General features: G+C 55.9%; 24 protein-coding genes. 6 read left to right on the forward strand and 18 right to left on the reverse strand.

The genetic code is table 11. From position 1 onward, the window contains the following. Positions 1-92 precede the first annotated feature (92 nt). Together F3J30_RS15160 and F3J30_RS15165 are read left to right on the forward strand one after the other, a co-directional pair. The gene (locus F3J30_RS15160; protein ID WP_166717771.1) at positions 93-1,103 is read left to right on the forward strand and encodes a hypothetical protein; all 1,011 of its coding nucleotides are present in this window, start codon (positions 93-95) and stop codon (positions 1,101-1,103) included. Further along, positions 1,100-2,188: a glycoside hydrolase family 88 protein gene (locus tag F3J30_RS15165; protein WP_166717772.1), complete on the forward strand. Its 1,089-nt coding sequence runs from the start codon at positions 1,100-1,102 to the stop codon at positions 2,186-2,188. Before F3J30_RS15160 ends, F3J30_RS15165 begins: the two co-directional genes overlap by 4 nt. Before the next feature lie 11 nt (positions 2,189-2,199). Here the strand turns inward: F3J30_RS15165 and F3J30_RS15170 are convergent, their stop codons facing one another. Next, positions 2,200-3,471 carry a DUF445 domain-containing protein gene (locus tag F3J30_RS15170; protein ID WP_166717773.1) on the reverse strand — a complete coding sequence of 424 codons (1,272 nt, stop codon included), beginning with the start codon at positions 3,469-3,471 and terminating at the stop codon, positions 2,200-2,202. Positions 3,472-3,641: 170 nt separating this feature from the next. On the opposite strand from F3J30_RS15170, the gene F3J30_RS15175 reads away from it, so the two are divergent. Together F3J30_RS15175 and F3J30_RS15180 are read left to right on the forward strand one after the other, a co-directional pair. Continuing rightward, on the forward strand, positions 3,642-3,929 hold the full coding sequence (locus F3J30_RS15175; protein ID WP_166717774.1) for a BrnT family toxin: 288 nt from the start codon (positions 3,642-3,644) through the stop codon (positions 3,927-3,929). Continuing rightward, positions 3,916-4,218 carry a BrnA antitoxin family protein gene (locus tag F3J30_RS15180; RefSeq protein WP_166717775.1) on the forward strand — a complete coding sequence of 101 codons (303 nt, stop codon included), beginning with the start codon at positions 3,916-3,918 and terminating at the stop codon, positions 4,216-4,218. Before F3J30_RS15175 ends, F3J30_RS15180 begins: the two co-directional genes overlap by 14 nt. Positions 4,219-4,253: 35 nt before the next feature. On the opposite strand, the gene F3J30_RS15185 is transcribed toward F3J30_RS15180, so the two are convergent. Together F3J30_RS15185 and F3J30_RS15190 are read right to left on the reverse strand one after the other, a co-directional pair. Next, entirely contained in the window at positions 4,254-4,892 is a 639-nt protein-coding gene (locus tag F3J30_RS15185; RefSeq protein ID WP_166717776.1) for a LysE family translocator, read from the reverse strand. A 47-nt stretch (positions 4,893-4,939) separates the two neighbouring features. Next, positions 4,940-5,683, reverse strand: a complete 744-nt coding sequence (locus F3J30_RS15190; protein ID WP_166717777.1) for an AraC family transcriptional regulator — start codon at positions 5,681-5,683, stop codon at positions 4,940-4,942. A gap of 151 nt (positions 5,684-5,834) precedes the next feature. Here F3J30_RS15190 and F3J30_RS15195 point away from each other — a divergent pair, with 151 nt between their 5' ends. Next, positions 5,835-7,205, forward strand: coding sequence for an NAD-dependent succinate-semialdehyde dehydrogenase (locus tag F3J30_RS15195; protein ID WP_166717778.1), 1,371 nt, complete (start codon positions 5,835-5,837; stop codon positions 7,203-7,205). Between the two features lie 51 nt (positions 7,206-7,256). On the opposite strand, the gene F3J30_RS15200 is transcribed toward F3J30_RS15195, so the two are convergent. Continuing rightward, positions 7,257-7,802 (reverse strand): YfaZ family outer membrane protein, encoded by a 546-nt coding sequence (locus F3J30_RS15200; protein ID WP_014068738.1) that lies wholly within the window; start codon positions 7,800-7,802, stop codon positions 7,257-7,259. 488 nt (positions 7,803-8,290) lie between these two features. On the opposite strand from F3J30_RS15200, the gene F3J30_RS15205 reads away from it, so the two are divergent. Then, positions 8,291-9,259, forward strand: a complete 969-nt coding sequence (locus F3J30_RS15205) for a hypothetical protein (protein ID WP_166717779.1) — start codon at positions 8,291-8,293, stop codon at positions 9,257-9,259. A 49-nt stretch (positions 9,260-9,308) separates the two neighbouring features. Here the strand turns inward: F3J30_RS15205 and yjiA are convergent, their stop codons facing one another. From yjiA to hpaG, 14 genes are all read right to left on the reverse strand, one after another. After that, positions 9,309-10,262 carry a GTPase gene (gene yjiA / locus F3J30_RS15210; RefSeq protein ID WP_166717780.1) on the reverse strand — a complete coding sequence of 318 codons (954 nt, stop codon included), beginning with the start codon at positions 10,260-10,262 and terminating at the stop codon, positions 9,309-9,311. 10 nt (positions 10,263-10,272) lie between these two features. After that, positions 10,273-10,476 (reverse strand): YbdD/YjiX family protein, encoded by a 204-nt coding sequence (locus F3J30_RS15215; protein WP_003856610.1) that lies wholly within the window; start codon positions 10,474-10,476, stop codon positions 10,273-10,275. Positions 10,477-10,572: 96 nt separating this feature from the next. Further along, complete coding sequence (locus tag F3J30_RS15220; RefSeq protein WP_166717781.1) at positions 10,573-12,726, reverse strand: carbon starvation CstA family protein; 2,154 nt, start codon at positions 12,724-12,726, stop codon at positions 10,573-10,575. 208 nt (positions 12,727-12,934) lie between these two features. Next, positions 12,935-13,834, reverse strand: a complete 900-nt coding sequence (locus F3J30_RS15225; RefSeq protein WP_166717782.1) for a WYL domain-containing protein — start codon at positions 13,832-13,834, stop codon at positions 12,935-12,937. A gap of 181 nt (positions 13,835-14,015) precedes the next feature. Continuing rightward, the gene (locus tag F3J30_RS15230; RefSeq protein ID WP_014068743.1) at positions 14,016-14,528 is read right to left on the reverse strand and encodes a 4-hydroxyphenylacetate 3-monooxygenase reductase subunit; all 513 of its coding nucleotides are present in this window, start codon (positions 14,526-14,528) and stop codon (positions 14,016-14,018) included. Positions 14,529-14,545: 17 nt separating this feature from the next. Next, positions 14,546-16,108, reverse strand: a complete 1,563-nt coding sequence (gene hpaB, locus F3J30_RS15235; RefSeq protein WP_166717783.1) for a 4-hydroxyphenylacetate 3-monooxygenase, oxygenase component — start codon at positions 16,106-16,108, stop codon at positions 14,546-14,548. A gap of 228 nt (positions 16,109-16,336) precedes the next feature. Then, positions 16,337-17,227 (reverse strand): 4-hydroxyphenylacetate catabolism regulatory protein HpaA, encoded by an 891-nt coding sequence (hpaA, locus tag F3J30_RS15240; RefSeq protein ID WP_166717784.1) that lies wholly within the window; start codon positions 17,225-17,227, stop codon positions 16,337-16,339. After that, positions 17,199-18,545: a 4-hydroxyphenylacetate permease gene (gene hpaX, locus F3J30_RS15245; protein ID WP_166717785.1), complete on the reverse strand. Its 1,347-nt coding sequence runs from the start codon at positions 18,543-18,545 to the stop codon at positions 17,199-17,201. The genes hpaA and hpaX overlap by 29 nt, the downstream gene beginning before the upstream one ends. Before the next feature lie 21 nt (positions 18,546-18,566). Beyond that, positions 18,567-19,364, reverse strand: a complete 798-nt coding sequence (gene hpaI, locus F3J30_RS15250; RefSeq protein ID WP_166717786.1) for a 4-hydroxy-2-oxoheptanedioate aldolase — start codon at positions 19,362-19,364, stop codon at positions 18,567-18,569. Between the two features lie 9 nt (positions 19,365-19,373). Beyond that, on the reverse strand, positions 19,374-20,177 hold the full coding sequence (gene hpaH / locus F3J30_RS15255; protein ID WP_166717787.1) for a 2-oxo-hept-4-ene-1,7-dioate hydratase: 804 nt from the start codon (positions 20,175-20,177) through the stop codon (positions 19,374-19,376). 129 nt (positions 20,178-20,306) lie between these two features. After that, the gene (locus tag F3J30_RS15260; protein ID WP_166717788.1) at positions 20,307-20,687 is read right to left on the reverse strand and encodes a 5-carboxymethyl-2-hydroxymuconate Delta-isomerase; all 381 of its coding nucleotides are present in this window, start codon (positions 20,685-20,687) and stop codon (positions 20,307-20,309) included. A 9-nt stretch (positions 20,688-20,696) separates the two neighbouring features. Then, positions 20,697-21,548, reverse strand: a complete 852-nt coding sequence (gene hpaD, locus F3J30_RS15265) for a 3,4-dihydroxyphenylacetate 2,3-dioxygenase (protein ID WP_014068750.1) — start codon at positions 21,546-21,548, stop codon at positions 20,697-20,699. Position 21,549: 1 nt separating this feature from the next. Next, complete coding sequence (hpaE, locus tag F3J30_RS15270; protein WP_166717789.1) at positions 21,550-23,016, reverse strand: 5-carboxymethyl-2-hydroxymuconate semialdehyde dehydrogenase; 1,467 nt, start codon at positions 23,014-23,016, stop codon at positions 21,550-21,552. Then, positions 23,013-24,290, reverse strand: coding sequence for a 4-hydroxyphenylacetate degradation bifunctional isomerase/decarboxylase (gene hpaG / locus F3J30_RS15275; protein WP_166717790.1), 1,278 nt, complete (start codon positions 24,288-24,290; stop codon positions 23,013-23,015). Before hpaG ends, hpaE begins: the two co-directional genes overlap by 4 nt. Positions 24,291-24,323 lie beyond the last annotated feature (33 nt).

Here is a 24,323-nt window from a genome sequence, read left to right on the forward strand (position 1 = left end):
CGACAATCTGCGTGAATGGCCTCTCGCGGCATTGATCAAACTCGCTGATGATACCTGCGTAATGTATTGATTCTGCTTGATATGAGGAAGCTATGTCTCAGGGTGAAGGGCGGTTGGAACAGGGTGATGCAATAACGCATTTTCGTGTCAGCATCGCCAAAGAAGAGCGTTTTGCTGAGTTTTATACGGGAGAAGGGGCTGACGGGCGTTTGCATGATGCCTGCGGGCAGCCAGGCGTATCGTTTTGTCGGCAGATTTTCTGCCAGACTCACGCTCAGCGCAGTGTGGATCCCTCGCAGGCAATGCCTCTGAATCACATCGCCGAAAGCGGTGACAGCGGCATTGTCTCTTTCTCTGGTTTCCGCGCTCTGCCCTTTCACGTCCAGCGCTGGCTGGCCGTCGATATTGTCGCGCCGCATGATGGTGAATATGCCTTTCGACTTGGTACCTGCGGCGGCGTGCGGGTGTGGCGTTCGGGCGAACAGCTCGCCTGCTTTACGCCGTTTACCCGCAATCAGATGCAGCACGTGCTCGTGCGGCTGGCACTGTGCGAGGGGGAAAACAACCTGCTTATCCATCTCGATGAGCTGTTTGAGCGCGACACCGAGTGTTCACTGCACATGGCCTATCTTGATGAGCCCGCGCTCGGCATCATGCCGGTGGCGGGAAACCCACTCCCGGCAAACCCCGTATCGCCTGCGCCTGATGGCAGTCGCCTGCTGGCACTGATAGCGCAACGCGAGTACGGCCCCGAGGCCGAGGCGCTGCTGTATCGCCTGCTAAAACAGGTGAGCGCGCGGGAAGAGGGGTCGGTGTTTTCCCTGCTCACGCTTTTACAACTGTGGAAAAACGCACGGCAGGCGGATTTCCCGGAGCCGCTGTGGCGAAGGGTGAAATCGACCATTCTGGGTTATCGCTACTGGCACGATGAGCGCGGTTGCGATGCGATGGATTTCTGGGGTGAAGATAAAACCCCAGCGTTTCACGCGGCCCAGATGCAGGCCGGGGCGCTTTTCCCTGACGAACGTTTTATTGCCTCTTCACGCTTTGGCCATCAGCAGCAGCGGCTGGGTGAAATGCGCCTGAAAGGAGTCAACGCATGAATAAACAACAGCTGATGAGCACCCTGGAGCGCGTGGTGCGTGGTTTTTGTCGCCTGAAAAATCTTGATGAAGTGGGCGTGAGTGACGGCTTTGCTATCCATTTTGAAGAGTGGGAGTGGGAGGTCGGCGTGGGGCTGTACGGTTTCTGGCGCTTTGCCGATCTCCAGAATGACGCTGTCCTGCAACAGTCGATCCTCGAATGGTATGAAACCCAAATCGGTAAAGGCCTGCCGGAGATGCAGATCAATACCACGGCACCGATGATCGCCCTGGCGCTGGTGGCCGGGCATCATCAGCGCCAGGATCTGCTGGCAACGGTCAATGACTGGGCGGATGCCCTGCTGCGCGACCTGCCCAGAACCGAAGAGGGCGGTTTTCAGCATGTGGTGAAGGAGCAACCCAACACCGGACAGCTGTGGGACGACACGCTGTTTATGACCTGCCTGTTCCTGGGCGTGGCAGGCATTGTGCTCAAAAGACGCGACTTGATCGACGAAGCGGGATACCAGTTTTTGCTGCACACGCGTTATCTCAGCGACCCGGTGACAGGGCTCTGGTATCACGGCTGGACGTTTGTGGATAAACACCACTTCGCGGGCGCGTTCTGGGCACGTGGCAACGCGTGGATAACCGTTGCCATCCCGGAATTTATTGCCCTGATGGGCGAGCATCTTGATGCCAGTGTTCGCCGGTATCTGTCGCAGGTGGTGGCCCGGCAGGTACGCACGCTTTGCGCGTTGCAGGCTGATAACGGCATGTGGCACACGGTGCTGGACGATCCTCTTTCCCCGCAGGAATCCTCCGCGACCGCGGGGATCGCCTACGGGATGCTGCGCGCGGTACGCATGGGGATCCTCGATGAGTCCGTAAGCAGCTCTGCCCTGCGGGCGTTTGAGGCGGTGATCGCGCGGATCGACGACGGCGGGCTGGTGCTTGAAGCCTCACGCGGTACGATGCTCGGCTGGGATCTTCAGTACTATTGCGATATTGCGATGGCACCGGTGCCTTACGCGCAGGCGCTCACGATGCTGCTGTTGCTGGAGATGGAGCAGGGAGGCTGGCTGGAAGAGAAAAGTGGGGCGTAATGCCCCGCTTTTTACAGATGCAGCACCGTCGGGATTTGCGAGAGCAAAAACAGAATCAAACCAATGGTCCCGCCCACCAGCGTGCCGTTGACGCGGATGAACTGCAAATCCTTACCGATATTCAGCTCAATCTGGCGCGACATATCTTCGGCGTCCCAGCTTTTTACCGTGTCGCTGATGTGGCGGGTAAGGAACGCGGCAAAATCCGGTGCAACTCGGTGTGCTGCCTGTTCCAGATGCTCATTAAGCGAAGCCTGCAGGCTGGCATCCGCCATCAGCGTTTCGCCAAACCACTGTCCGGCGTTGGCGATGCGTTGCTTCACGCGCGAGTCTTCGCTTTGCATATCGGTCTTCAGCCACTGGCGAAGGTCGGCCCACATCTCCCCCAGATAGCGGTTAAACGCTTCGTCATTTTTCAGGTAATGCTTGATATTCCCGGCTCTGGCGGCCATTTCCGGATCGTTTTTCAGGTTGTCGATGAGCTTTAGCGTGGCCCTGTCAAACGCCTGGCGGATCTGGTGTGTACGATCGTGGCTGATATCGTCCAGCAGGGTATTCACCGCGTTGGAGATCATCTCTGCGCTCTGCTCCCCCAGCCACTCGGTTGGCAACACCATCGCTTTGCGCGGGTGTTCCGTCTCCAGCCAGTGAACAACCTGTGTGGCGATAAATTCCCGCGAGCTTTCCCGCTGAATAAGTGTAATCAGCCGATTGATGATGGCGTCCAGCAGCACCTGATGGCGATTGTTTCTGGTCATGCTCTCAAGGATGACGGCGCTGGTTTCGGTGAAATCCACCTTGTCGATGGCCTTATGCACGGCGCGTTTGAGCAGGCGTTGGATGCGCCCGTCGTCAGTGAGTTCGAGAAACCCGCTCATCACCTGAATCAGATGCTGCCCCACGCGGCGGGCGTTGTCGGGCTGGCTGAACCAGCCGCCAATCATTTTTGCCGGTTCATAGCGGCGGATCAGCGCCACCAGGGACTGCGTATCAAGAAACTTCTCCTGCACGAACTGGCCGAGATTATCGCCGATCCGGTCTTTATTCCGCGGGATAATCGCCGTATGGCGCGAGATAAACGGAACCGGCACACGGCGAAACAGCGCCACCACCGCAAACCAGTCCGCCAGCGCGCCAACCATTGCTGCCTCGGCAATGGCCTTCACACCCCGCACCCAGAGGGTCTGAGGCAGGAAGAGTGTCGCGATAAATGCTGCGCCAGCAATCAGCAGCAGCGACAGCGCCAGCAGCTTGGCGCGTTTGAGTTCGGTATGTTTTTCCATGGGTTAAGGATAGAGGGAAGCGGGGGGGTTGTGCAAAGTGGGTGAAACATCATTTATTTGCGATTCTGGAATACGGCTTCAGGAACGGGAGCGTACCGAGGGAAATATCGTTTAATTTAACATCGTTTTGTATATTCTTTTTTGTATATACAATCAGGGAAGGGTACACTATGCCTACGGAGTTTGAATGGAATAGCAGCAAGGCGAAAAGCAACCTGCAAAAGCACGGGATCCGTTTTGAAGAAGCGGTTTTGGTTTTTGACGATCCCTGCCATTTGTCTGTGCAGGAGCGTTATGAGAACGGCGAGTTTCGCTGGCAAACAATCGGACTTGTGCATGGCATCATTGTTATTCTGGTTGCGCATACGATCCGTTTTGAAAGCGGGAATGAAATCATTCGTATCATCAGCGCACGTAAGGCAGACCGTAAAGAAAGGAGCCGTTATGAGCATTGTTAAACATAAACGCGGTAGTGCTGCTGAAGTTAGCGTTCATCGCGAGGCTGAACTTCACGCGTTAGCGGAAAAACCCGACACGGAAATTGACTATAGCGATATTCCGGCAACGGATGGGGCGCTGTGGAACGACGCGGTGCGCGGCAAGTTCTATCGACCCTTAAAAACCCAGGCGTCTGTGCGTATCGATGCAGATGTTATGGAATGGCTTAAACGCCCGGGAAAAGGGTATCAGACGCGACTCAACGCTATTTTACGCGAGGCGATGCTGCGCGATCAGAACAAAAAATAGCGCTTAACGGGCAGCGCCAATGGCTGCCCATTCGCTCAGAAGGCGCTTCCCAGTAATCGCCACAGCACCCACCCGCCAAATACCATCAGCACTCCACCCGCGACACGCTCGATAATCCAGACCGAGTGGCTTAACCTCTTCTGCACGGCGGGCAGCCCGATCAGTGACACCACGGCTAAGTCCCACACCAGCACAACCATCACCATCCAGATGCCGCTCACCGCTTGCTGTAGCAAGGTCACGTCCGGTCCCAGTAACGCAGTCATTAACGCCAGGTAGAACAGCGCATTTTTCGGGTTCAGCAAGGCGGAGCCAAGCCCGAGCAGGATCTGTCTGCGCCATGTGGGGATGTGCGGGGTTGTTTCTGTTAGCGAAAGCGGCTGCGGTGTACTGCGCAACAGATGAGAACCTATCCACAGCAGATACAGCGCTCCGCAAAGCTCGATAAGAGTAAACAGCCACGAAAACTGGCGCAGCGCGGTCCATCCCACTATCACCAGCAAAATATACAGCCCGTTGCCTGCGGCAATCCCTATACACAGCCCGGCGCTGCCGCGCAGACGGTAGCGCGCGGCGAAGCCAACCAGCAGGAAGAAGTCCGGACCCGGGCTTAACAGGGCGACAAAATGTGCCAGCGCCAGGGCGAGAAATGCGGAGGGGAAGAACAGTTCCATAGTGACCTCATCATAAAAACAGAGGTCAGGTTAAGGCGATCCAGAATCTATTTATTGTCTGATATTGATCGGCCCGTTGCGTACTGGCGAGGTGTGGCCGCCGTATAGCTCACGAAGGTTTTGTGGAAATGGCTCTGATCGGCAAAACCGCTCTGGTAGCCAACGTCGGCAATGTTATCCCCGACGCGCAGGCGCGCTTTGGCAAACTCCACGCGGGAGATGTTGAGGAAGCTGCCCGGTGTCAGGCCGGTGTCCTGCCTGAAGGTGCGGATCAGCGTCTCCTTGCGCAGCGAGAATCGTTGGGCAAGTTCGTCAAGCGAAGGCGGTGCGGACAGGTCGGCAAGAAACGCCTGCCGTACGCGCTGACTGGTAGAGCGAAGCGCCTCTGCGTTATCCACGCTACGGGGAAGGGCAGAAAGCAGCCTGTCCACGGACGCAGGGGAAAGGGTTTCAACCACCTCCAGGTAATATGTGAAGAGGGCAGGATTGCGAATCACCTGAAGCGCCAGAGGAAGATCGGTGTCGATATAGAGCATATGGTAGCTGCGCGGTTGTCCGGCGACGGGATTGCAGCTATGGGGGGCATAGGCCGGGATCACGATGAGGTCTCCCGGGCTAAGGATGTACTCTCTGTCGTGACACACGCAGCAGGTCTGGCCTTCCACAATCGCGCCGATGGAGAGCTGGGGGTGGCAATGACGTTTGTACGCCTGCGTGCTCTGCCACGTACTGCGCAGCTCAAGGCCTGAGGTGCGATGAAAAGTCTGCCGGATGTGTCGGGTATCGGTCATGGGAACTCCTTCTGGACATTTTTTATACCACGTCAGCGAACCGTATGGCAGCGCTTCATTAAGAACCTTCTGGATATCCCCAACTTTACGTCCACAGTCAGTCATGTTGACTACCCTTTATTCCCTAAGCGGTAAAACAAGGAGATTCGACATGGCTTATCAGACAGTAAATCCTGCCACTCACCAGCTCATCAAAGAATACCCCTCACATACCGACGCGGATATTGAAGCGGCGCTGAAGGCGGCTGATGTGCTCTACCATTCAGAATGGGCGAAGGGCGATATTAATCAGCGTCTGCCGGTGCTGCATAAGCTTGCTGACCTGATCGAAGAGCGCACCGAGGATCTGGCGAAAATCGCCAGTCAGGAAATGGGTAAACTCATCGAGCAGAGCCGCGGCGAGGTGAAGCTATGCGCGCAGATCGCCCGCTATTACGCCGACAACGCGAAGCAGTTCCTGGCCCCGGTGAAGTACGATTCTGAACTCGGTGAGGCGTGGGTGGAGCATCATCCCATCGGCGTGCTGATGGCCGTTGAGCCGTGGAACTTCCCGTATTACCAGTTGATGCGGGTTCTGGCGCCAAACCTGGCGGCGGGCAACCCGGTGATCGCCAAACATGCCAGCATCGTGCCGCACTGCGCCGAGACCTTTGCGCATCTGGTACGCGAGGCGGGCGCGCCAGAAGGGGCGTGGACGAACCTGTTTATTTCGTCCGATCAGGTGGCGAACATTATTGCTGACGATCGCGTGCAGGGTGCCGCGCTAACCGGTTCTGAAAAGGCGGGCAGCGTGGTGGCCGCGCAGGCGGCGAAGCACATCAAGAAATCCACGCTGGAGCTGGGCGGTAACGACGTGTTCGTGGTGCTGGATGACGCAGACCTTGAGAAGGTCGTAAAAATTGGTGTGAATGCGCGACTCAACAACGCCGGGCAGGTATGTACCGCGGCGAAACGGTTTATCCTGCACGAGAAGATTGCCGATGCCTTCCTTGCGAAATTCACCGAGGCGTTTAAGCAGGTGAGGATTGGCGACCCGCTGGATGAAAGTACCACGCTGGGGCCGCTGTCGTCGAAAGATGCGCTGGAAACACTCACTAAGCAGGTTAACGAGGCGGTGAAAAACGGTGCGAAATTGCACTATGGCGGGAAGCCGGTGCAGCGCGACGGGAGCTTCTTCGAACCGACGATCCTGACGAATATCTCGCGCGACAACCCGGCGTACTTCGAAGAGTTCTTCGGCCCGGTGGCGCAGATGTATGTGGTGAAAAACGACGACGAGGCAGTCGTGCTGGCGAACGACTCCCACTATGGCCTCGGTGGAGCAGTATTCAGCCAGAATATTGAACGCGCGAAGAAAATGGCGTCCCGGATCGAGACCGGGATGGTGTACATCAACTGGCTCACCGATACCGCGCCAGAGCTGCCGTTCGGCGGCGTGAAGCGCTCTGGTTACGGACGCGAGCTGTCAGATCTGGGGATCAAAGAGTTTGTGAACCAGAAACTGGTGGTGGTGCATAAGTAATGGCGCAATAAAAAACCTGCCATCTGGCAGGTTTTTTATCTCTGAGGTGGCTTAGAAGCTCACGCCGCCGCCAACATAGGCACCGTCGATCAGAGTGTGATTTGGACGACCGTCTTTACCATCAACGCTCACGTGGCGGTAACCGACTTTCAGCGTCACAGGTTTGATCGGCGTCCAGCTCACGCCGCCGTTTGCTTCCACGTAGTTTTTCACGCTGTTGTTCAGGCCGTCTGGTGCCACATAGCCCTCACCGAACACGTTAATGCTGTCGGTTAAAGCAACGCTCACGCCGCCACCGATTGGGAATGCCACACCGTTATCGCCTTTTTTCGGGCCAACGTAGAGGGCTTTCGCGCCAGCGTTCAGCATCACCGGGCCAACTTCAAAGTTGTAACCTGCGCCAACGCCACCGGTCGTGGTGCCGTCATCGGTATTTTTCAGCCAGTTACCTTCGGTGTACAAACCAGAGGTCGATTTACCCATTTCAACATTCAGGTTGGTGAAGTTTTTACCCTGCTCAATACTCCCGCCCATTGCCAGTGCGGAACCCGATACAGCAGTCAGAGCAGAAAGGATAAGAATGTTAAGTTTTTTCATGAGTATTTCCTCGTCATCAAATTAATCTGAGGACACCTTAACAAGCGATGTTTATGACTGCAAATGTGATGTGGCTCGCAATTTTATGCTGATTTTGTTAATGAATTTATCTTTTGGTGTTGGTGAAAGGTTGGTTTGTCGCGGCGTCAATGCGTAATGTTTTAGCGTTTAGAGTCAGTTTAATTTTTTTCCTAAACAGACGTTGAACAGGCAAGGGATAGTGGTTTGATATGAATTAATTGCGTTTCTTATAATTTCCAAAAATGTTTCAAATGTCACATATGAAAGCGTAAATTTACATTTCTATGCTTTTCGTGACCAATAAAGCAAAGATGTAACTGAGGTCAAAATCTAACGTTCTTCCGAGCTAATAAGCGTTTTTCTACTAAAAGAAGTAGCCGAAATCGTTATCCTTCTTGGATATAATATTTTTTTATAAAATGCAGGTAGGTTTATCATACATTCAGTGTAATTGGTTAAGGATGGGTATGGCAACGACACGGGATTGGAAAGAAGGTTGGGAACATGTTAAAAAAAGAAAATTAGATGTGGCAATATTTATTTATTGTACTATTGGCGTGATCTTGGCTCCAAAGGGAATTCCATGTGGTAATTATATTATGGCAGCCACCTCAGTTATTTTTGTTATTTTTAGCTGTACGCAAAGCAGACGGTTAGCGGAATATTATAAATTCTTTATCAAAGAAAATAACGAAACGACTTTGTCGAAGTCAGCAGGTTGGCTAGTTTTGACATCATGCTTCTTATTCCTGGTATTACTTTTTTCAGTAAACATACTTCTAAATATAGTAACATACTGGATTGCTTTTTTATTCGCCTTAAGTGTTCTCATTAGCTCTGTTTTAACTATATTCGATCTTGAGAAAGAAAAAAACAGTAAAGCTATCGGAATAAGAGTGATCGTTTTTTCAGTCATTCCACTCATTTACATGCTAACAAGCAGTTATTCGGCTAGCCTATTTTTACAGATTAGCAATCTAAATATTACACTCTCACCATGGCTTGAGTATTGTTGGAAGAGTGCAGCTTTTCTAATGTTGTTTTTAATGCTGTCTCAGCCGTTTTGTTATATTTTATTCTTGGCTTTCAGTGATAAGGCGAAAGGATACAGGATTTTTACACTTTTCGGGGCCTTAATCACTTCCATATTTCTAGCTGTTCTTATTCCATCACTTCTTGGTGGCGTGGCTTATTATGTCATAAATTCGGCTACAAACAGTGAATGGCACAACAAGGCTAAGTGTGGTCAATTGACAATCAGTAATCCATGGGAAAGATATTTCGGATTTAATACCGAAAAATATACTGTTTTTTATTCCTTCAGAAATGGCATGTGGGGTTTTGAAGAATTTACATGTAAAAAAAGGCCGAATGGTGATGACTATTATGTCATTGAGTCTTTACCCACTAATAATGTACCCAAGTGGTTAAGATAAAATTCTCTGAGCCTACAGAACATTGTAGGCTCCATGCTTAACAGACTTGTCACATCTTCAAACCCGCAAACGCCGCCCGGATCTCATCTTCCGGCAACTCCAGGCCAATAAACACCATCACGCTCCGCGGTGTTTCGTCACCCCATGATCTGTCCCAGTCGGCGCTGTACAGGCGCTGCACGCCCTGGAACAGCAGGCGGTTTGGCTCGCCGTCTATCCACAGCATCCCTTTGTAGCGCAGCAGCTTGTCGGCGAACGACAGCAGCAGGTTTTCCATGACGCGGGACACGTCGCTGATATCCACCGGGTAATCCAGCTCGACCACAATCGATGACACATCATTTTGCTTGTCGGCCATAAAGTGAAAGCGCGGCTTCGAGGTGACATTCTCTTCCAGCATAAAGCCGTTGGTGTTGAACAGCTGAGACAGGTCGATATCGCCAAAGGTCACGGTATAAACCGGTGCGCGTGAGTTAATGCGCGCCAGGCGCTCGCGCAGTTTTTCGCTCTCGCCCGCCACATCGGTTTTGGTCAGCAGGATGCGGTCGGCGTAGCCCACCTGGGACTGGGCGATGGTGAACTGGTTCATCTGTTCGTCAGCGTGTACCGCGTCGACCAGCGCAATCACGCCGTCCAGCAGGTAGCGCTGGCAGAGGATCTCATGTGAAAAGAAGGTCTGAATAATCGGGCCGGGGTCGGCCATGCCGGTGCATTCAATTACCAGGCGGTCAAAGTCGATCTCCCCGCGATCGCGGCTGTCGAGCAGGTCCAGCAGGGCATCTTCAAGTTCGTTAGAGCGGGTGCAGCAGATGCAGCCGTTGGTCAGGGTTTTGATCTGCGTGGCGCGATCGCCAATCAGCTGATCGTCAACCGAGACTTCGCCGAATTCGTTTTCGATAACGGCGATTTTGAAGCCGTGCTGCGCGTTCAGAATGTGGCGCAGGAGGGTGGTTTTGCCCGCACCCAGAAAACCGGTCAACAAGGTGACAGCAATCGGTGTCATGTATTCTCCTTTAGCAGCAGCGAACGCCGCCTTCTCCACTTCCGCCGTAGCGCGCTTCCTGACGCTCGCGGAAGAATTCGGTGTAGGTCATGTACGGCTTATCCGGATGGTTGGTCTTCATATGCTCAACATAGTTGTCATAGTCCGGGATGCCAATCAGCATTTTCGCCGCCTGACCGAGGTATTTTTTCGCTTCACCTAAGTTACCAAACATTGCAGGTTCCAGATAGAAAAAGCCCGGCAGGGGGCGCCGGGCAGTGTTACCCCTCACCCCAACCCTCTCCCAAAGGGAGAGGGGGAGGAGAATGGATTAATGGTGTGAAGAAGTCTTCACGCCGCCTTCAGGAACCGGCACATACGGGGTTTCTTTATCCGTACGACCACTCGCGTTGCGCACACTCATCCAGGTTTTGATGCCGTAGAAGATGATGCTGTACACCACCACCAGGAACAGAATACTCAGGCCTGCGTTGGTGTAGTTGTTCACCACGATATGGTTCATGTTGGCAATCTGCTGCGCAGTCAGGTCTGCGCCGCCTGCGGCAATCTTCTCTTTGTACTGATTAGCCATGAAGAAGAAGCCTTCCAGCTGCGGGTTGGCGCTGAACAGTTTCAGGCCAAGCGCCCAGGTGGTACAGAGCAGCAGCCACAGCGCAGGTACCACGGTCACCCAGATGTATTTGGTGCGTTTCATTTTCACCAACACAACGGTACCCAGTACCAGGGCAACAGCCGCCAGCATCTGGTTAGAGATACCGAACAGCGGCCACAGGCTCTTCACGCCGCCCAGCGGGTCGACAACGCCCTGATACAGCAGGTAACCCCACAGGCCAACACAGCCCGCGGTTCCCAGCACGCCAGCTACCAGAGAGTCGGTTTTCTTCAGGAACGGCACGAAGTTGCCGAGCAGGTCTTGCAGCATAAAGCGGCCCGCACGGGTACCGGCGTCCAGCGCGGTCAGGATGAACAATGCTTCAAACAGAATACCGAAGTGGTACCAGAAGCCCATGTCCGCCCACGGCAGCACTTTGTGGAACACGTGGGCGATACCCACTGCCAGCGTTGGTGCGCCACCTGCACGGTTCAGAACCGACGGTTCGCCGATGTCCTTCGCCGTCTGCATGATCTGCTCAGGCGAAATCACAAAGCCCCATGAGCTGACGGTTGCCGCAGCGTGTGCGCTCGCATCTTTCAGCTGCGCCATGATCAGCGCCGCGTTATCACCGCCCATCTCATGCAGGTTTGGCATGGTGATGCCCAGACCGGCTGGTGGGGTGTTCATCGCGAAGTACAGACCTGGCTCGATAATGGACGCTGCCACCAGCGCCATGATCGCCACGAAAGACTCCATCAGCATGGCGCCGTAGCCAATCAGACGCGCGTCTTTCTCGTTCGCCAGCAGTTTCGGGGTGGTACCGGATGCAATCAGCGCGTGGAAGCCTGATACCGCGCCACAGGCGATGGTGATGAACAGGAACGGGAACAGTGCGCCTTTCCACAGTGGACCAGTACCGTCGATGTACTGCGTCACGGCTGGCATTTTCAGATCCGGGTTAATCAGCAGGATACCGATCGCCAGACCGACGATAACGCCGATTTTCAGGAAGGTGGCCAGGTAGTCACGCGGTGCCAGAATCAGCCACACCGGCAGCAGGGCAGAGATAAACGCATAACCGATCAGCGCGAAGGTGATGGTGGTGTCTTTGAAGGTCAGCGCCGGGCCCCAGTACGGGTCGTGCGCAATCACACCGCCGAAGTAGATGGATGCCACCAGCAGCACAATACCAATCACCGACACTTCGCCCACACGTCCTGGGCGCAGGAAGCGCATGTAGATACCCATGAACAGCGCAATCGGCACGGTAGAGCAGACGGTGAACACACCCCACGGACTTTCGGCCAGCGCTTTCACCACGATTAACGCCAGCACCGCAAGGATGATGATCATAATCAGGAAGCAGCCGAACAGGGCGATAGTCCCCGGTACACGGCCCATCTCTTCTTTGACCATCTCACCCAGAGAGGCACCGTTACGGCGAGAAGAGATAAACAGCACCATAAAGTCCTGCACCGCACCCGCCAGCACTACGCCTGCGAGCAGCCACAGAGTCCCTGGCAGGTAACCCATTTGCGCCGCCAGCACCGGGCCGACCAGCGGACCTGCACCTGCAATTGCGGCAAAGTGGTGGCCAAACAGCACGTAGCGGTTGGTTGGCACGTAGTTCAGGCCGTCATTGTTGATGACTGCCGGAGTGGCACGCGTCGGGTCGAGCTTCATGACCTTCTGCGCGATGTACAAGCTGTAGTAGCGATAAGCCACAAGGTAGACGGAAACAGACGCGACCACGATCCACAGGGCGCTTACGTGTTCGCCCCGGCGTAATGCGACAACCGCCAGACAGAAAGCGCCGAGGATCCCGAGTAAGGCCCAGGGCACGTGCTTCAGTAGTTTTTTAGTATCCATAGTAAGACCTGGTTTTTTATGTAAAGAAAAAAGGGTCAGGGTTCGTTGTGAGGAGGTATTGATTAATGCTGGAGGGATCGTGCCAGATCCTCGCGCATGTAAAGGAAGGTAAATGGGCGAGTGGTTGTAAGTCGTGGGTAAGCGGTCAAAGATGCGGGCGAGTGGTTCAGACTCGCCTCAAACGGTAAAAATTATGTGATTTAGATCACTATGTTAGCGTCGCTGTCTCTTTCGCCAGGTAGCCTTCCAGCGTATCCAGAAGCTTATCTTTCAGCCATTGCGGCTCCAGAACCTGAATGTCGGGCAGCCAGTAGAATATCAGCGGCAGGATCTGATTCTCGTGCGCAGCCTGGCAACGCAGCGTTGTGCCGCTGTGTTGTTCGGCTATCAGCTCTTGCTCTGGCAGTAAATTTCGGCGTCTGAAGTAGTGTGAAATATTATTGTTTATGAATATTTTCACCTCGAAAGTATCTTCCGAGGCCCACGGGCCGGGACTTTTTTCCAGCAGCGCAAGGGTGCTTTCTTCAGGGGTAAATGTGGCGCTATGAATATCAAACCAGCTTATCTGGCTCAGTGAAAAGGATTTCAGCCTGCTATTTTCGGTGGCTTGTAAATACCATATATTTTTTTTGTTAATGAGTTTGTATGGGTTAATTAGACGCGTTTTGCCTTTATAAACGATCTGGCAAACATTACAGTTTTTAATCGATTTCTCAATATTAGGTAAATGACGGCGAATATCCATTTTCACGGTATGTTCGGCATTGTTGCCCAGAATGAGAATATGATTGTCATCTACGCGAGTTTCGAGCTGTTGCCAAAAGTCGGCATTTCGCTCTGGGAAAAAGTTATCAGCATTCAGGAAGTTAGCAATGGTGTGATGCAACCCCTGCCCGGAGGGTGCTTGTGGTGAGTGGATCAGGCGATATTGCCCATTACCGGTGTGCTCAACGATGGGTGAAAGTGCATTCAAATCACGATACACGGTGCGCTCAGTAATTTTAAATTTTTCCATCAGTGCACTTCGGTTTACCACACCGTTTAAATGTAGCTCTACCAGAATATCGACCAGACGTTCAGCCGAGCGGCTCCGCGTCGCATTAGCCATAAGGTATTCCTGTTAATTTAATGGATCTACGCTGAATTATGCGGGCAGCACTGACACGGGATGTCAGTATTCAGACGCAGTAAATTTCTCTTATGGTTATATAACGGCGTGATTTAGCGGAAACCTTAATATTTTTTGCGGGAAGCCGCGCTGGCCGGGGGATAGCCAGCGCGTAGAGGGGTCAGATGACAGCGTCCATCTCCATCATTACCGGGTGGAAACGGCGTTTAAAATAGATCAGGCCGTGGCCCTCCTGGCTCAGAATGATATTTTTAATTTCAACCAGATAGACCAGATGTGTGCCAATGGTCTGCACCTGGCTTATCTCTCCTTCAAGGCTTGCCAGCGCACCTTTGAGCACCGGTTGTGCCAGCGGGCCTTTTTGCCAGCAGGAAAGCGTAAAACGCTCTTCCATCGCCATACCGGTCATCCCGGCGAAATGACGAGCCATGATCTCCTGCTCGTGGTTCAGCACGTTAACGCACAGTCTGCCGTTCCCCTGAAAAACCGGATTCATGGCGCTGTTGGCGTTGATGCACACCATCAACGAGGGCGGCGTATCCGTTACCGAGCAGACTGCGGTGGCAGTAATGCCGCAGCGACCCGCATCGCCTTCGGTGGTGACAATATTGACCGCGGCCGACAGGCTGGCCATCGCGTCGCGAAAACGCAGGCGTTGTTCATCTGATTGCATTGAAACCTCCCGCTGCGTTATTTCAGCAGCTTGTCCAGCATGTTGATATCGGTGTTGTTGTGCAGGTGCGGTACCGTCCAGCCGTGCTGGTCGTACTCAGACATGCAGCGGTCGACCATCGCCATCATTTTGTCCATGTTGCCGGAGCTCTGCGCCTGACGCAGGCATTGCAGGCGAATTTCGTCCTGGCTGCCGGAGTAGTTGATCTCATACAGCTCATGACGGCCGCCAAACTCGCTGCCGATGGCATCCCACATCAGTTTTAAAATCTTGATGCGTTCAACGTGATCCATACCGTTCGAGCCGCGCACGTACTTCGCCAGATACTGGTCGATCTGCGGGTTGTTCAGGTCACGGGCGCTGGACGGGAGGTAGATCAGGCCGGACGTCACGTTACGCTCGATGATGTTTTTGATCTTCGCATAGGCCATCGGCGCCATCACGCGATAGGTTTGCAGCGCGGCATGATCTGGCAGATACGCGCCGTTCACCCACGGGGTCGCTTCTGAACACATGGAGTCGCTCAGCGCCCAGAACATATTGCGCCAGGCCACCACTTCACCCAGGTCTGCCTGCACGCCACGGAACTCCAGCGTCCCGGTGCACTCCAGCGATTTCTTCAGCAGGGCAGTGATAAAGTCGAGTTTGACCGCCAGACGCACGCAGGCTTGCAGCGGATACATGCGGGCAAAACCACCCTCCATGGTCCAGCGACGGCAGCGGTCGAAATCGCGGTAGATAAGCACGTTTTCCCACGGGATCAGCACATGATCCATCACCAGAATGGCGTCGTTCTCATCGAAGCGGCTGGAGAGCGGGTAGTCGTACGGGGAGCCGGTTGCGCCGGCCACCATCTCGTAAGAGGCGCGGGAGATGAGCTTCACGCCTTCGGCATCCATCGGGGCGACGAACATCAGCGCGAAGTCCGGGTTTTCACCCATCACCTGTGCAGAGCCAAAGCCAATCATGTTGTAGTGGGTCAACGCTGAGTTGGTTGCCACCACTTTTGCACCGCTGACGATGATCCCGGCGTCGGTCTCTTTCTCCAGCTTGATGTAGACATCTTTCACTTCATCGGCGGGTTTGTGGCGATCGATCGGTGGGTTAACAATCGCGTGGTTAAAGTACAGGCCGGTTTCCTGAATGCGGGTGTACCAGTTACGGGCGTTCTGCTCGAACTGGCCGTAGAAGGCTGGGTTAGCACCAAGCGCGCAGCCAAATGCCGCTTTGTAATCCGGCGTGCGTCCCATCCAGCCGTAGCTCAGGCGCGACCACTCAGCGATGGCGTCGCGTTGCTGGCGCAGGTCGTCGGCACTTTTCGCCACGCGGAAGAACTTATGGGTATAGCCACCGCTGCCGGTGTCGGTGCCCCAGCACAGCGTGTCCTGCATGTCCGGTTTGTGCAGGGCGTCGTACATCTGCGCGATGGAGGCCGCCGCATTACGAAACGCCGGATGGGTGGTGACGTCTTTGACGCGCTCGCCGTAGATATAAATCTCACGGCCGTCCTGGAGGCTTTTTAAATACTCTTCGCCGGTTAATGGACGTTTGGTATCAGCGCGGAAATCTTCAGGCTTCATAGGGACCTCGTATCGGAATAGGGTTGTTAAATTTATGTTTTGTTTTTGTTGTTTAATTGAAGCGTGAGAGAGGGGCGGCGTGAAGGGACGATTGGGACAACGGCGGGTACTTTTCGGGTGGGTATTGGAATTGTGATCGGTGTCCCCTCACCCCGGCCCTCTCCCCAAAGGGGCGAGGGGGTAATCGTTCCCTCTCCCCTTTGGGGAGAGGGTTAGGGTGAGGGGAAATTACGACACCGGTACTTTCTGCGCCCGGTAGCTGCTGGGCGAACACCCCACTAAGCGGTTAAAAAAGCGGGCGAAATAGGCCGGATCTTTAAACCCCAGCTGCCAGGCAATCTCGTTCACCGCGCTGTCGGAAAAAAGCAGTAGCCGTTTGGCCTCGCGCAGTTGCCGGTCGAAGATCAGCCGTTTCGGCGGACGGTTGGCGAAGCGGCGGCAGATATCGGTCAGGCGGGATTCGGTGAGATGCAGTTCGCAGGCGTAGTCCGGCACCGTCCAGTGCTGGTGGTAGTGGGTGTCGATCATCTGGTTAAAACGCTGGAACAGCTTCAGCTCGCCGCGTATCCCACTGGCGGCGTGGTCGTCGAGCTTTGCATTGCGCAATAGCAAAGTGAACACCGCCTGGGCCAAAAGTACCAGCGTATGTTCGCGTCCGGGCAGCTGTTCCGTGGATTCACGTTCGATCAGCTGCCAGTAGTGTTTCAGCGCCGCCAGCTCGTCCGGTTTGTCGGCCAGGGACAGGCAGATCCCCGGCAGGCCGAAGGTTTCCCGCGTGCCAGGGTAGAGCACCTCCAGCAGTGGCCAGATCAGATCTTCGCGTACCGTCAACACATGCCCGTCGCTGTCGGATTCGGTGATAAAGGCGTGCGGCACCGACGGCGGCGTGAGCACAAACAGCGGTGCCTGCACCGAATAGCGATGATCGTCGAGCTGAAGCTCAATCTGCCCGGTATCAAGAAAGTGCATCTGAAAGAACTGGTCGTGGCGATGCGCCTGCATGTCGCGGCCAAAAAAGGCCGCCATGCGGGCAAACGACTGATAATGCACATCGTCGGTGCCCAGACTTTCGTCGTACTCCTTGCTGATATCAATGTTGGCGATAGGGCTCTGGCACATGATCGTTCCTCTGTTGATCCCGCTGCGTCATCGGAATGCGCGTCAGCACCAGCGCGCCCACCACCAGCAGTCCGGCCACGAACCACAGCCCGGAGCTAAAGCTGCCGGTCGCGTCGCGCAGAATGCCGATCAACAGCGGGCTGACGGCCGAACCCACATTCCCGATGGCGTTGATCACTGCCAGCGCCACCGCGCGGGATTGCAGGCTAATAACCTGATCCGGTGTGGTCCAGAATATCGCCATAGCGGTAAAGGATCCGGTTGAGGCCATGATGATGCCAAGCAGCTGGATCAGGCTGTGGTCGGTCGCCGAGGCCAGCATCCATCCCGCCGCCGCGAAGAGATACGGCAGGATGGTGTGCTTTTTTCGTTCTTTCAGCCTGTCGGAACGACGGCTCCACCAGATCATCCCGAGGATGGTACAAAATTGCGGGATCGCCGCCAGCAGGCCGATCACGATATTGCTGCTGTGGCTGTTAAAGCTTTGCAGGATCTGCGGCGTCCAGATGTTGATCGCACTCAGCGTGTTGGTCAGACAGAAATAGGCCAGCGTGTAGAGCAGCACCGCCGGGGTCAGCACTTCACGCAGCGTCGAGCGCGGGGTCGCGGCATGCGCAACGGCGTGCTCCTGCTCGCGGGCGATCATTGTTTTCAGCGTCTGTTTTTCTTCATCATCAAGCCAGGTGGCCTGATCCGGCGTGTCGTTAAGGAAAAACCAGGTCACGACGCCGAGCACCACCGACGGCAGCCCTTCCAGCAGGAACAGCCACTGCCAGCCTTTCAGGTTCCACAGCCCGTCCAGGGCCAGAATATAGCCCGACAGGATCGAGCCGAGCATCATGGTCACCGGCATGGCAATCATAAACAGGGCGTTGGCGCGGGCGCGGTGATAGGCGGGGAACCACCAGGTGAGATACACCAGGATCCCCGGCAGGAAACCGGCTTCGGCAATACCGACCAGCATTCGCAGCACGTAGAGCGTCTGCGGGCTGGTGGCAAACATGGTGCAGGTAGAGGCGATTCCCCACACCACCATGATCCCGGCGATCCAGCGGCGTGCGCCGACTTTCGCCAGCATGATGTTGCTCGGGATCCCGCACAGTACATAGGTGACGTAAAACAGCGTTGCCGCCAGGCCAAACATGGTGGATGTCAGGCCCAGATCTTTGCCCATCGTCAGCCCGGCAAAGCCAATGTTAATGCGGTCAAGAAACGAGAAAACAAACAGGATAAAGAGAAACACGATCAAACGAAGGAACAGCTTGTTAATCACGCGATGTTCTACAGCTTTATTATCTTGCAGGGTAGAGGTCGTCATGTTGCGCTCCACATCGTCCGTTCAGTAGACGGATTTATTGTTATTGGTTGATGTAACAGGTCTGTCGATAAAACGGGCTGCCAGCGCTTCGGCGCTGCGGGCCAGCAGGGTGGTATCTACGCCAACGGCGACAAACAGCGCGCCGAGTTCGAGATAGCGTTTTGCCAGGGTTTCGTTAGCCATCAGGATGCCGGGCGCTTTACCTGCGCTCAGGATCTGCCTGATGGCCTGTTCGATGGCGGCCTGCACCTCCGGGTGCTGCGGGTTACCCGCAAAGCCCATGTCGGCGCTGAGATCTGCCGGGCCGATAAACACCCCGTCGACCCCTTCCACATCCAGGATCTGCGGCAGGTTTTTCAGCGCCTCGCGAGTTTCTATCTGCACCAGCACGCACATGGCATCGTTCGCCTGTTGCAGGTAATCAGGAATGCGGTTCCAGCGCGACGCGCGAGCCAGTGCGCTGCCCACTCCGCGGATCCCCGCTGGGGGATAACGGGTGGCGCTCACCGCAAGACGGGCTTCGTCGGCATTTTGTACCATGGGCACCAGCAGGGTTTGTGCGCCCACGTCCAGCAGTTGCTTAATCTGTACCGGGTCGTTCCACGACGGGCGCACCACCGGCTGGCTGGCGTAAGGCGCAATCGACTGCAACTGCGTTAAGATGGTTTGCACGTTGTTTGGCGCGTGTTCGCCGTCGATCAGCAGCCAGTCGAAACCTGCGCCTGCCAGCAGTTCTGCGCTGTAGCTGCTGGTCAGCCCCAGCCACAGGCCGATTTGCGGCTTTCCGGCTTTCAGCGCGGTCTTAAATGCGTTTTCCATGATGCACTCCTACACAAAGCGGCAGCTAATCGAGCCCATGTTGCCGTAGTCCACGTGGAAGGTATCGCCCTTGCTGGCGGTCACCGGGCGGGTAAACGAGCCGCCGAGGATGATCTGCCCCGGTTCAAGCTGCACGTCGTACGGTGCCAGTTTATTTGCCAGCCACGCCACGCCGTTTGCCGGGTGGTTGAGCACGCCTGCGGCGACGCCGGTTTCTTCGATCACGCCGTTGCGATAGAGCAGGGCGGAGATCCAGCGCAGATCCAGTTCGTCGGGTTTAATTGGCCGTCCGCCGAGGATCACTCCGGCGTTGGCGGCGTTATCGGAGATGGTGTCGAACACCTTGCGCGGGCGCTGGGTGTCGGGATCGATGTTGTGGCAGCGGGCGTCGATCAGCTCCAGCGCCGGGATCACATAGTCCGTGGCGTTGTAGACATCGAAGATCGTGCAGTTAGGGCCGCGCAGCGGTTTGGCCAGCACGAAGGCCAGCTCCACTTCAATGCGCGGGACGATAAAACGATCGGCGGGAATGTCGCTGCCGTCGTGGAAAAACATGTCGTCCAGCAGTGCGCCGTAATCCGGTTCGCTTATCTGCGAGCTGGCCTGCATGGCTTTGGAGGTAAGGCCGATTTTATGGCCTTTCAGCACGCGGCCTTCGGCGATTTTCAGGCTTACCCATTCGCGCTGGACGGCATAGGCATCGTCGATGGTGATCGTCGGGTAATCCAGCGAGATCTGACGGATCTGCTCGCGGGATTGCTCCGCCTGATGCAGACGATGCGCGATCAGGGTATGGGTATGTTTGTCGAGCATGGCGATATCCTATTGTATTGTTTTCTCCCTCTCCCCGTGGGAGAGGGCCGGGGTGAGGGCATCAGGCCGCGGAGAACTCCCCTCACCCTAACCCTCTCCCGGAGGGAGAGGGGACTGGCTGTGCCGGTATTACTTAAACAACGCGTGCACGTTGTTCTGTTTGTAATTGAGCGTCGGGTGCAGCTCGTCGAGCTCAAACGACAGCGCCAGGTAGCGCGCCGCCATCAGCTCTGCAAAATGCGTTTTGATCAGCGCAAACAGCATCTCTCCCACCGCCTCGCGGCTTTCCAGGCTGCGCCCGGCCCCGATTTTCAGCGTCATATGGACAAAGGCGTAATCGTGCTTTCCGTCAGCCATCTGCCAGGTGTCCAGCCAGTGCGCGCGGCTACGGATACCGCCGAGCGGGAAAATGCCCGTGGCGGCGAGCGCCTCGTTCACTTTGGCAAACAGACCCGGCAGGTCGGCCTGCTCGCGGATATTGTCAGTACATTCAGCGATAAAATGCGGCATGGTGGTTCCTTAAGCGGGCAGCGGGAAAACAGCGTTGACCTGGCCGGTGCCGGAGCTGGCGAACAGCTCGGTGAGAAACTCCACCTTGCCGTCGTATTTGTCCCAGCCGAGCATCCCCAGCAGCATCACCGTGTCGTGCATATTGCCCTCGCCGTAGCAGTAGTCGGCGTACTCCGGCAACATGCTGCAAAACTCCCTGAACTGGCCTTCGCGCCACAGCTTCACCACGCGCTCGTCCATCTGACGGTCGAACTCGCGGGTGTAGCTGTTCATCCCTTCTTCCGCACGCTGGTCGTCAATAAAACGGTGCGACAATGAACCGCTGGCCAGCACCGCCACCGTGCCGTCGTACTGCTTAATGGCGCTGACGATGGCCTCGCCCAGCTTGCGGCTATCGGCAAAATCGTGAACGGTGCAGAACGCCGAAATGGAGATCACTTTGAAGTGCTTATCGCTGTTCATGTAGCGCATCGGAACCAGCGTGCCGTACTCCAGCTTCAGGCTTGGAATGTTGTGCGCTTTGGCCCGCACGCCGAGCTTCACCGCTTCATCGGCAATCAGCTGGCCGAGCTCCGGGTTGCCGTCGTAGTCGTAGGTCATGTCACGGATAAAGTGCGGCAGCTCGTTGCTGGTGTAGATACCGGAAAAATGATCCGCACAGTTAATGTGATACGCGCTGTTCACCAGCCAGTGGGTGTCGAAAACGATAATGGTATCGACGCCCAGCTCGCGGCAGCGCTTGCTGATCTCTTTATGCCCGTCGATGGCCGACTGACGGCAGCCGTGGTTTTTCCCAGGCAGCTCAGAAAGATACATCGACGGAACGTGGGTGATTTTTGCTGCTAACGCTAAGGTGCCCATATCAGATACCCCACTTTGGAATCGGATGGTTGCCCATCGAGATGCAGACGTTTTTCATCTCAGCGAACACTTCAAAGCTGTACTCGCCACCTTCGCGCCCGGTGCCGGAGGCCTTCACGCCGCCAAACGGCTGGCGCAGGTCGCGCACGTTCTGGGTATTCACAAACACCATCCCGGCTTCGATATTGCGCGCCAGGCGCAGTACTTTGCTCACGTCCTGCGTCCAGATGTACGACGCCAGACCGTACTCCACGTCGTTGGCCAGGCGCAGGCCTTCCGCTTCGTCTTTAAACGGCAGCAGGCAGGCGACCGGCCCAAAGATCTCTTCCTGGGCCACGCGCATCCGGTTGTTCACATCTGCCAGCACGGTCGGGCGCAGGAAGTTACCGCCTTTCAGGTGCGCAGGCAGGTCGGTGGGTTTGTCCGGGCCACCCGCCAGCAGGGTGGCTCCCTCTTCAATGCCGAGGCGGATATAACCCGAGACTTTTTCCCAGTGTTGCTGGCTAATCAACGCGCCGACCTGGGTGTTCGGATCGGTGGGGTCACCCACGCGCAGACGGTTGGCGCGCTCGGCGAAGCGTTTGACGAATTCCGGGTAGATGCTCTGCTGAATGAAGATGCGCGAGCCGGCGGTGCAGCGCTCGCCGTTGATGGAGAAGATGGTGAACAGAGCGGCATCCAGTGCGCGCTCGATATCGGCATCTTCAAAAATCAGCACCGGTGATTTGCCGCCCAGCTCCATCGAGTACTTTTTCAGCCCGGCGTTTTTCATGATGTTGCGCCCGGTGGCGGTGCCGCCGGTGAAGGAGACGGCGCGCACATCGTGATGACGCACCAGCGCATCGCCCGCTGTCGCGCCATAGCCCTGAACCACGTTCAGCACGCCCGCCGGAATGCCGGCTTCCAGCGCCAGCTCGCCCAGACGATCTGCGGTCAACGGGGAAAGTTCAGACATCTTCAGCACTGCGGTATTGCCCAGCGCCAGACACGGCGCCACTTTCCAGGTGGCGGTCATAAACGGCACGTTCCACGGCGACACCAGCGCACACACGCCCACCGGCTGCACCAGGGTGTAGTTCAGCATCGTGTCATCGACCGGGTAGGTTTTGCCGTTCATCTGCTGGCACACTTCGGCGAAGAACTCGAAGTTGTGCGAGGCGCGAGGGATCAGCACGTTTTTGGTCTGATGGATAGGCAGGCCGGTGTCGGCGGTTTCCATCGCGGCGATCTCAGGTACGTTCTGGTCAATCAGATCGCCCAGGCGGCGCATCAGGCGCGCGCGCTCTTTCATCGGCAGGTTAGCCCATTTCGGGAACGCCTCTTTGGCAGCCGCAACGGCCTGGTTTACCTCAGCTTCACCGCCGGAGGCCACTTCTGCCAGCACCTCGCCAGAGGCTGGATTAGTGGTGTGGAAGTACTCGCTTCCCGCCACTTTTTTGCCGTTGATCCAATGGTTTATCTTTTTCATTTTGTCGTCTCCTCACTGACAATTCGGTTTACCAGGCGGCCCACGCCTTCCACTTCCACCACCACTTCGTCGCCAGGCACTACGTCGGAAAGCCCCTTCGGCGTGCCGGTGGCAATCATGTCGCCCGGTTGCAGGGTCATAAATTCGCTCAGGTACGCAATCAGGAACGGGATGCTGAAGATCAGGTCTGCCGTGGTGCCTTGCTGGCGTAATTCGCCGTTTACGAAGGTGCGCAGGGCCAGGTTGTGCGGGTCGGGAATGGCTGCTTTCGGCACGATGTTGGGGGAAATTGGCGTCAGCCCGTCGCGGCTTTTGACGCGCAGATTCGGGCGATAGTAGTTTTCGAGGTAGTCGCGGATGGCGTAGTCGTTACAGACCGTATAGCCCGCGACATAGTCCATCGCGTCGGCTTCACTCACCTTGTGCGCGGTTTTGCCAATGACCACCACCAGTTCAGCTTCGTAGTGCATGTATTCCACGTTGTCCGGGCGTACCGACGTCTGGTGGTCGCCGTTAAAGGTGTTTGGGGCTTTGATAAACACCAGCGGCTCGGTGGGCGGTTTGAAGTCCAGTTCGCTGGCGTGATCGGCGTAGTTCAGCCCCAGGGCAAACAGCGTGGGGTGTGAATGCGGGTTTTGCGCAGGGGTGATATCGCGTTCGTTGACGACCGGGTTTTCCAGCGTCGGGAAACCTTCGGCCAGAATGCGCACCCGATCGCCCGGACGCAGTGCCACGCGGGCCTGCGGTGTGCCGACCAAAATGGCATCGCCAGGATTCAGGGTGGCAAATTCGCTCAGGGCGCTGAGCAGTTCGGCTGCGCTGCGCTGTAAATCTGCGGTGTTCCAGTGGTCTGCTTCGCGGCCATTGATTTCGGTAATGATGGTCAGGTTATCGACGTTATCAACGGCGACAAGCTCACCCAGAGGGCAGAAGCCGTCACGGCATTTGGCTTTGATGGCCGGGCGGTAGAAGCTCTCTTCTGGCAGGCTCACTTCGTTGGCGAGTGCGTATCCTGCGATGTACTCCGCCGCGTCTTCAGCCTGCACCTTGCTGGCGGTTTTCCCCACCACCAGCGCGACCGTGGCCCCGCTTAACACCGTTTCACCTTCCGGGAACGGGATGGGTTCGCCGGCACGGATAACGGTGTTGCCCGGTTTAATAAACCAGACGGCGGTTTTCGGCGGGGTGTTATAGGGGGCTTTTTCAAATGCTTCGCGCCAGGTTTCACGCTGGCTTTGATGATTCAGCGCGACGGCAAAAACAGTACCTTTCATTGACTACTCCTCAGGCCGGAGGTCCGGATTTTG

It is taken from the genome of Enterobacter sp. Tr-810, from assembly GCF_011752765.1.
GTDB lineage: Bacteria > Pseudomonadota > Gammaproteobacteria > Enterobacterales > Enterobacteriaceae > Enterobacter > Enterobacter soli.

What these genes read in the sequence shown, in the direction of transcription:
- F3J30_RS15160 (WP_166717771.1), top strand. Translation starts at nt 93, where the DNA reads ATGTCTCAGGGTGAAGGGCGGTTGGAACAGGGTGATGCAATAACGCAT.
- F3J30_RS15165 (WP_166717772.1), top strand. Translation starts at nt 1,100, where the DNA reads ATGAATAAACAACAGCTGATGAGCACCCTGGAGCGCGTGGTGCGTGGT.
- F3J30_RS15170 (WP_166717773.1), bottom strand. Translation starts at nt 3,471, where the DNA reads ATGGAAAAACATACCGAACTCAAACGCGCCAAGCTGCTGGCGCTGTCG.
- F3J30_RS15175 (WP_166717774.1), top strand. Translation starts at nt 3,642, where the DNA reads ATGCCTACGGAGTTTGAATGGAATAGCAGCAAGGCGAAAAGCAACCTG.
- F3J30_RS15180 (WP_166717775.1), top strand. Translation starts at nt 3,916, where the DNA reads ATGAGCATTGTTAAACATAAACGCGGTAGTGCTGCTGAAGTTAGCGTT.
- F3J30_RS15185 (WP_166717776.1), bottom strand. Translation starts at nt 4,892, where the DNA reads ATGGAACTGTTCTTCCCCTCCGCATTTCTCGCCCTGGCGCTGGCACAT.
- F3J30_RS15190 (WP_166717777.1), bottom strand. Translation starts at nt 5,683, where the DNA reads ATGACCGATACCCGACACATCCGGCAGACTTTTCATCGCACCTCAGGC.
- F3J30_RS15195 (WP_166717778.1), top strand. Translation starts at nt 5,835, where the DNA reads ATGGCTTATCAGACAGTAAATCCTGCCACTCACCAGCTCATCAAAGAA.
- F3J30_RS15200 (WP_014068738.1), bottom strand. Translation starts at nt 7,802, where the DNA reads ATGAAAAAACTTAACATTCTTATCCTTTCTGCTCTGACTGCTGTATCG.
- F3J30_RS15205 (WP_166717779.1), top strand. Translation starts at nt 8,291, where the DNA reads ATGGCAACGACACGGGATTGGAAAGAAGGTTGGGAACATGTTAAAAAA.
- yjiA (WP_166717780.1), bottom strand. Translation starts at nt 10,262, where the DNA reads ATGACACCGATTGCTGTCACCTTGTTGACCGGTTTTCTGGGTGCGGGC.
- F3J30_RS15215 (WP_003856610.1), bottom strand. Translation starts at nt 10,476, where the DNA reads ATGTTTGGTAACTTAGGTGAAGCGAAAAAATACCTCGGTCAGGCGGCG.
- F3J30_RS15220 (WP_166717781.1), bottom strand. Translation starts at nt 12,726, where the DNA reads ATGGATACTAAAAAACTACTGAAGCACGTGCCCTGGGCCTTACTCGGG.
- F3J30_RS15225 (WP_166717782.1), bottom strand. Translation starts at nt 13,834, where the DNA reads ATGGCTAATGCGACGCGGAGCCGCTCGGCTGAACGTCTGGTCGATATT.
- F3J30_RS15230 (WP_014068743.1), bottom strand. Translation starts at nt 14,528, where the DNA reads ATGCAATCAGATGAACAACGCCTGCGTTTTCGCGACGCGATGGCCAGC.
- hpaB (WP_166717783.1), bottom strand. Translation starts at nt 16,108, where the DNA reads ATGAAGCCTGAAGATTTCCGCGCTGATACCAAACGTCCATTAACCGGC.
- hpaA (WP_166717784.1), bottom strand. Translation starts at nt 17,227, where the DNA reads ATGTGCCAGAGCCCTATCGCCAACATTGATATCAGCAAGGAGTACGAC.
- hpaX (WP_166717785.1), bottom strand. Translation starts at nt 18,545, where the DNA reads ATGACGACCTCTACCCTGCAAGATAATAAAGCTGTAGAACATCGCGTG.
- hpaI (WP_166717786.1), bottom strand. Translation starts at nt 19,364, where the DNA reads ATGGAAAACGCATTTAAGACCGCGCTGAAAGCCGGAAAGCCGCAAATC.
- hpaH (WP_166717787.1), bottom strand. Translation starts at nt 20,177, where the DNA reads ATGCTCGACAAACATACCCATACCCTGATCGCGCATCGTCTGCATCAG.
- F3J30_RS15260 (WP_166717788.1), bottom strand. Translation starts at nt 20,687, where the DNA reads ATGCCGCATTTTATCGCTGAATGTACTGACAATATCCGCGAGCAGGCC.
- hpaD (WP_014068750.1), bottom strand. Translation starts at nt 21,548, where the DNA reads ATGGGCACCTTAGCGTTAGCAGCAAAAATCACCCACGTTCCGTCGATG.
- hpaE (WP_166717789.1), bottom strand. Translation starts at nt 23,016, where the DNA reads ATGAAAAAGATAAACCATTGGATCAACGGCAAAAAAGTGGCGGGAAGC.
- hpaG (WP_166717790.1), bottom strand. Translation starts at nt 24,290, where the DNA reads ATGAAAGGTACTGTTTTTGCCGTCGCGCTGAATCATCAAAGCCAGCGT.